This is a genomic window from Shewanella septentrionalis (assembly GCF_025370265.1).
Lineage (GTDB): Bacteria > Pseudomonadota > Gammaproteobacteria > Enterobacterales > Shewanellaceae > Shewanella > Shewanella hafniensis.
Genome location: NZ_JAMTCC010000026.1, coordinates 70,400 through 77,240, shown reverse-complemented (window position 1 = coordinate 77,240; position 6,841 = coordinate 70,400). Strand labels below are relative to the sequence as shown.

4 protein-coding genes are annotated in these 6,841 nt (G+C 46.3%); 2 read left to right on the top strand and 2 right to left on the bottom strand.

Translation table 11 applies throughout. The features are described from left to right. Window positions 1-285 precede the first annotated feature (285 nt). Window positions 286-2,736, top strand: coding sequence for a GGDEF domain-containing phosphodiesterase (locus NE536_RS15385; protein WP_261273228.1), 2,451 nt, complete (start codon window positions 286-288; stop codon window positions 2,734-2,736). Here the strand turns inward: NE536_RS15385 and NE536_RS15380 are convergent. Both NE536_RS15380 and NE536_RS15375 read right to left on the bottom strand, forming a co-directional pair. Next, entirely contained in the window at window positions 2,693-3,676 is a 984-nt protein-coding gene (locus NE536_RS15380) for an alpha/beta fold hydrolase (protein WP_261273227.1), read from the bottom strand. The two genes, NE536_RS15385 and NE536_RS15380, sit on opposite strands and share 44 nt — an antisense overlap. Window positions 3,677-3,770: 94 nt before the next feature. Beyond that, complete coding sequence (locus NE536_RS15375; protein WP_261273226.1) at window positions 3,771-5,582, bottom strand: DUF885 domain-containing protein; 1,812 nt, start codon at window positions 5,580-5,582, stop codon at window positions 3,771-3,773. Window positions 5,583-5,792: 210 nt separating this feature from the next. On the opposite strand from NE536_RS15375, the gene add reads away from it, so the two are divergent. Next, the gene (gene add, locus NE536_RS15370) at window positions 5,793-6,788 is read left to right on the top strand and encodes an adenosine deaminase (RefSeq protein ID WP_261273225.1); all 996 of its coding nucleotides are present in this window, start codon (window positions 5,793-5,795) and stop codon (window positions 6,786-6,788) included. The last annotated feature ends 53 nt before the right edge of the window (window positions 6,789-6,841 follow it).

Genomic DNA, 6,841 nt, shown 5'->3' with positions numbered 1-6,841 from the left:
TAATTATCTCATCGAGATGTAACGAAGCCAGCTGAATAAGCTGGCTTTTTTGCGTCTGCAATTTGTTAAATCGGCGTTAATACAGAACATTGTTCTATTCGTTTTAGCCCTAGTCATTTTGCTAGTTCTTTACGTTTTTTCCTTCCCTAATTTCAGACTTTTATACTCTAAGTTGATTATTTACATCAAGATCTCGCTTAGTTTGATAAGTCCTTTTGCTTAGTGGTTAGTTTCCCGTTAGCATACAAAACTATTCACATTTTTGTTAAAGGCTGTCTGTTGCCTATGCTTCGTAAGCTTTCGCTCGCGGTACTGCTCCCTCTGTGTATGCTGACACTATATTTAGTGTTGGTCATAGGCGAGTACCTGTTTGAAAGCGATCAAGTGCGCGCTGAATTGGCGCAGCGACAATCAACACTGATAAAGCAGCAGTTGTTCCGGATGCAGAATGTGGTTCAATCGGCGCAGGCTTTACAGGATGTGGAGCGGATTGAGCAGGAGGTATCCTTAGCTGCGCTGGATATGGGCACTATGGTTTATATCTTAGTTGATGCTGATAGCCGTATTCGTTTTGCAAACCATACTGTTTGGCGCGATAGCAATGCCATGCAAGTCATTGATGGTTATGATGCTACTTTTCATCGTGCTGTGGTTCAGGCTTTCCTGCCACAAATTCTCGTTAATCTCGAACGCTTAACTATTCAAGCATATTATCCCGTCTTGCCTCAGTATGGTGGTGCGGTTGATTTGATTTATCTTGAAGCCGATTTAGCGCCTTTAGTTGCCGAAGCTTCCGCTAAGTTACAACAACGTTTTATGCGGGTTTGGGGGCTGGGTGGATTATTATTGATTGGTTTTACCTTCATTCTCTATTTCCTGTTGATCCGTCCATTCCAAATATTAAGCGAGGCCGCTAAACAGGTAGGGACTTCTTCCTTTTCGACATCGATCCCTTGGAGTTCATCAGAAGTTTTATCATTGCAAGAGAGTTTGCAGCAGGTGCATGAACGTTTGAGTCGTGCTGTGAAACAGTTGAATGACAGCGAACTGCGCTGGCTGTTTGCGGTGGAAGGTTCGCGGAACGGTATTTGGGATTGGGATATCAGCACGGGTGAGGTTTTTCTTTCTGATCGCTGGAAAGAGATGATCGGTTATGCACCGGATGAATTAGCTGGCGTATTCCAGACTTGGGAAACGCGGTTACATCCCGATGATAGGGATATCGTACTTGATGCGTTGCAGGAGTACGTTAGCGGTAAGAGTAAGGAATTTGAAAGTGTCCATCGCCTGCGACATAGAGAGGGGCATTATGTGTGGGTGCTGGATCGCGGCATGTTGGTTGATTGGGACCCTCAAGGACGTCCGACTCGGATGATCGGCATTCATATGGATGTGTCAGAAAGTGCCAAGAACCATGCTGCGATTAATGAACTTGTGGATCAATCGGTTACGGGTCGCAAGATGTTACCCGATGCCTTTATGGCCCGGCTGTCGCAATTTTTAACCCAAGGTAATAGCTCGGGTCAATGGGGAGCATTGCTGCTTGTTGAGGTGGATAGATTAGGCTTGGTCGCGACTCTAAACTCCCACGAATTAGAGCGCTTACTCACGCAAGTGGCTGCACGTCTATCGAGTTATTTCACTGAGAATATTACCGTTGGCCGATTGGAGTCCGGTGATTTTGTTTTGCTAGCTAAAGACTTAGCGATAGATGCTTCAGTGGCTGCGCGTCGTGCTTTAGCGCTTGCGAGTGAGTTAAGGCAAGTGATTGCTCGACCATTCCATTATGGTCATCATCATTTTGAGCTTAGCGCGAATGTGGGGATTTGTTTACTCGACAGCATAGAGACCTTAGATCCAGCTTTAGTCATGCGCCGCGCTGAGTTAGCAACCTTGAGTGCTAAGCGACCTGGGCAAGCGGGATGCGCTTTCTATCATGCTGAGATGGATTTACGTCAGAGCCGTGATGAACAGTTACAGCAGGAATTACAGACAGCATTACAGCAAGATAGCATGACGTTAATGTTCCAACCTGTGATGAATGCGCACAGTGAATTGGTCTCGGCTGAAGTGCTTACGCGTTGGTATCGTGCCGATGGCGAGTTTATCCCGCCTGCAGAGTTTGTAGCGTTAGCCGAACAGGGAGGAATGATTGCTGAACTCGATCTTTGGGTCGCTAAACGTGTGTGTCAGTTTATTCAGACATCCCATGCCCAAGGCAGGAGTTTGCCGACTTTAACCCTTAATATCAGTGTATTCTCATTTGGTCAGGCAGATTTTGTTGATGCATTGGTTGCCTTAGTTAAAGAGCATGGCATTGTGGCTCATCAACTGGGTATTGAGCTCAATGAGGCCGCATTGTTAATGCAACCACAGTTTGTGGCTGAGCGCGTGTCTAAGTTGGTCGATGCGGGGATAGGTATCGTCCTCGATCATTTCGGTTCTGGCTCGAGTGCTTTGAGTTGTTTAGCCAACCAGCCATTAGTTGCGGTTAAATTGGATATGAGTTGTATTGATTCATTAGCCGCAATGCCACAAAGAGTGAAGGCGTTAATTGTCTCTGCGCAGCAGTTTAATTTGCACGTGGTGGCTAAAGGCGTTGAATCACCCCAACACTACCAAGCCTTTGTTGAATTTGGCTGTGATGGTTATCAGGGCTATTTATTCAGCCGAGCGTTAAACCAAGCGGACTTTATCCAGCTTGTTTGTCCTCGTCCTTTATTGCGTAGCGTTTAAAGAAGTCGAGGGCATAATTTAAGGCTTGGTTTCGATAGGCGTCTTTTTCCATAAAAATCTCATGGGCAGCCCCCGCTATCACCTTCAATTGGCAATGAGTGCTCACAGCAAGATTCTGGGCCGCATTATCAACAATCTTATCTTCACTCGCTTGCAGTATCAGGATCGGCGTGCGAATTTGCGCTGTTGCCAGTACGCAAGTGTCTGCTGCATCTAAAGATTCTGTCAACCAACGGTTAGTTGGGGAACCGAGTTGTAACTTAGGGGCCGCGTCATACAAGTCTCGATAGGCTTGGTATCTACTTTGGCAATGGGTTAGCTCATTTCCTTTGAAGGGAACCGGCTTATAGTTTTGTCCTCCAAGCACATAGTTAGGTTCACCGCCATTGAGTGTGGTATCGAGTTTACTGGCTAACCAGCGCACGAATGCTTTTGGCATAGGTAATTTGATGCCATACATGGGCGCTGAAAATACCGCGGCGGTAAAAATATCGGGATGTTGTTTGAGATACAAAGTGCCAATCGCGCCACCCATTGAATGGCCAAGTAGCATGAGTTGTTTGTCGTTTTGCGGTAACACTTTCTTCTGCATAAACAGTGCAAAATCATCAATATAATCATTAAATCTTCGCACATGACCCATGTGCGGATTAATTGTCATACGATCCGACAATCCTTGGCCACGGTGATCGATCGCATAAACAGAGTAACCCTGTTGGTACAAGTCGAAGACCAATTCTTGGTACTTTAAATAGGATTCAACTCGGCCATTACTGAGAACGATTGCGGTATGCGCTTGGGGATGTTTGACCATCATATAGGCCAGCGTGATGCCATCAGCTGTGATCAGCGTGTCTTGAACAACGCTTTGCCAGAAGGCTTGCTGTTCTGAGGTATTTAAATCGTGTTCTGTCGAAAATGTCGCTTTGGCTTGGCTCATACTCAGTCGCAAATCATTTGGCTTGAATGGTTTGCTAGAGTGTAACAGACAACCATGGGAGTCTGAAAATAACGACTCCCATGGTCGTGTTAACTTAGCGTGTCGCCTTTTTAGCTTCAATAAAATCATTGATTTGCTGTTCGAGGATCGACATAGGCACTGAGCCATTTTCGAGCACAGCGTCGTGGAAGGCGCGAATATCAAACTTGTCGCCGAGTTCCTGTTCTGCTTTAGCACGTAACCGCTTGATCGTTAACTCGCCAATCTTGTAGGACAAAGCTTGTCCTGGCCACGAAATATAACGGTCAATTTCGGTCGTGACATTGTGCAGTGATAGCGCGGTATTGCTGGCCATAAAGTCGATGGCTTGTTGACGACTCCATCCTTGGGCATGCATGCCTGTGTCTACGACTAAACGCGCCGCCCGCCACATTTCATAGGTTAAGCGGCCAAAGTTACTGTAGGGATCTTGGTAGAAGCCAGCCTCCAAACCTAAGTATTCGCAATACAGACCCCAGCCTTCACCGAAGGCAGAGATATAGCCATAACGACGGAAGTCAGGGAGTGACGTTAGCTCAGAGTTGAGTGATATTTGCAGATGATGACCGGGTACGGCTTCGTGCAAAGTTAAGGCTTCTAACTCGTAGAGTGGGCGCTTATCCAATGCATAAGTGTTGACCCAGTAGTAACCGGGTTCGTCATCGCTGTTCGATCCTGAATATCGTCCTGTGGTGTATTTCGGCGCAATTTCGGCGGGCACTGGCGCTATACCATAGGGTTTACGGGGAAGTTTGCCGAAGTACTTAGGCAGCATGGCATCGGCTTTTTTGGCAATAAATGCCGCTTCTTTGAGTAACTGATTGGCACTGGTGGTGTAGAACTGGGGATCGGTCCGCAGGAAATGTAAAAAGTCGGCAAAGCTGCCTTTAAAGCCAACGGACTTGATGATTTGCTCCATCTCTTGGCGGATACGCTTAACTTCTTTTAAGCCCAGTTCATGCACTTCTGCCGACGTCATATTCAAGGTCGTATAGTAACGTACTCGATTCTCATAAAACTCAGCACCGTTAGGTAAGCTGCTGGCCGCGATATTTTCCCGTGCATTGGGAATGTACTCTTTGGTCATAAAATCATAGAAGTTTTGATATAGCGGTAGGACTTTTTGCTCGACTAAGGCGCGACCTTCTTGGATCAGCTGAGTTTTTTGTGCTTCAGTGAAATAGCTGGGGTATTGCGTAAAAGGTTTGAAATAACCGCTCTTTTCCACAGGGACGATATAAGCACTGATACTGTCTTCAAAGCCATTGAGTGTCACTTTAGGCGGCGTTATTCCCTCGGCTAATCCTTGCTTTAGCCAGTGAGTTTGCTGGGCGAAATAGGTCGGGAGTGCATTGAGTTTGGCAATATAGTTGCGGTAATCCTCAAGGGTGTTGAATCTTCCCTGTGCGATTGAGGTGATATAAGCGTGGAAGCCGCTTTCCGCGGTAATGGGCAAGTAATAATCTTTAAAGCGATACAGGTCGACATCGTTTTGGATCTGATCTTCCAGTATTTGAGCGTTAATCTTATCTTCTTTATTCAAACTGCTGCGGTCGAGTGCTTTGAGCTGCGCTAATACTGCGATTTGGCCTTGATTGAGCTTAGCGAGGGCAGCTGGCGAGAGATCCGATAACTTTCCTGCGGCACTGGCATCACCCATGCTGTAAGCCATTTCAGGACTCGCGCTGAGCTGTAATTGCCAGCTTTGGTCGATAATCGCCTGCAGCGCGGGAGCTATGGGCTCAACTTGCGATTGTGCTGTCGATATTGCCTGCGGCGCTGCGGTTTGGCTATTTTCTGTGGTTTGAGTGGCACTGCAGGCGCTTAATGCGCATATCAATAAACTGGGGGTTAAGAGTTTATGCATAGTAGATCTCTGATATTTTCGTTGTTATTGAAGTCATTATGCCTGATGAATACGGCAGTTCCTTGTATGGATATTAAGCAGAATTGTGACTGAATGTGAATTTAAATGCGTTTGGCGCATAAATGCCCCTGAAAATGCGTGTTAAACTTAGTGTCCGCCCGCGACCAAATAACAAAAGCATTGGCTGGGTAGTTCAAATAGGGGTTAAATATGATTGATACATCCATTCCATTGGTGGATCTGCATCGTCACCTAGACGGTAATGTGCGAGTAAACACCATTTGGGAACTAGGACACCAACACGGCATTGCGCTACCTGCCGATTCTTTAGAGACTCTCGCACCTTTTGTGCAAATTCAGGGGAAAGAAACTAGCTTAGTCGCCTTCTTAAAGAAGCTCGATTGGATGGTTGGCGTACTCGCTGACTTGGATGCGGTTAAACGCGTTGCCTATGAAAACGTTGCCGATGCGGCGTTGTCTGGCTTAGATTACGCTGAGTTACGTTTTAGTCCTTACTATATGGCGATGAACCATAAGTTACCGATTGAAGGCGTAGTTGAAGCGGTAGTCGATGGCGTTAAAGCGGGCTTAAAAGACTATAACGTGAAGATCAATTTGATTGGTATTTTGTCACGTTCATTCGGTCAAGCCGCTTGTACTCAAGAACTTGAAGGCTTACTCGCCCATAAACAACATCTCGTGGCTATGGACTTAGCTGGCGATGAAATGGGCTTCCCTGGCGAGTTATTTAACGATCACTTTAAACGTGTTCGTGATGCAGATCTTGCGATTACGGCTCACGCCGGTGAAGCCGCGGGTTCACAAAGTATGTGGCAAGCGATTCAAGAACTTGGCGCGACGCGAATTGGTCACGGGGTGAACGCGATTCACGATCCTAAGCTGATGGAATATCTTGCTAAGCACCGTATTGGTATCGAATCTTGCCCAACCAGTAACTTGCATACTTCTACAGTCGCTTCTTACGCTGAGCATCCTTTTAGAACCTTTATGGATGCAGGCGTATTGATCAACTTAAATACCGATGATCCCGGTGTGAGCGCTATCGATATTAATCATGAGTATCGTATCGCCAAATCCGAACTTAAATTAACCGATGCTGAGTTAGCGCAGGTGCAACGCAACGGCGTTGAAATGGCGTTTTTATCCGACAGTGAGCGCAAAGCACTGTATGCCGCTAAGGCATAAAAAGGCTTTAAGTCATTAATAAAAATAGCTATAAATAAAAAATCCGACTCTAG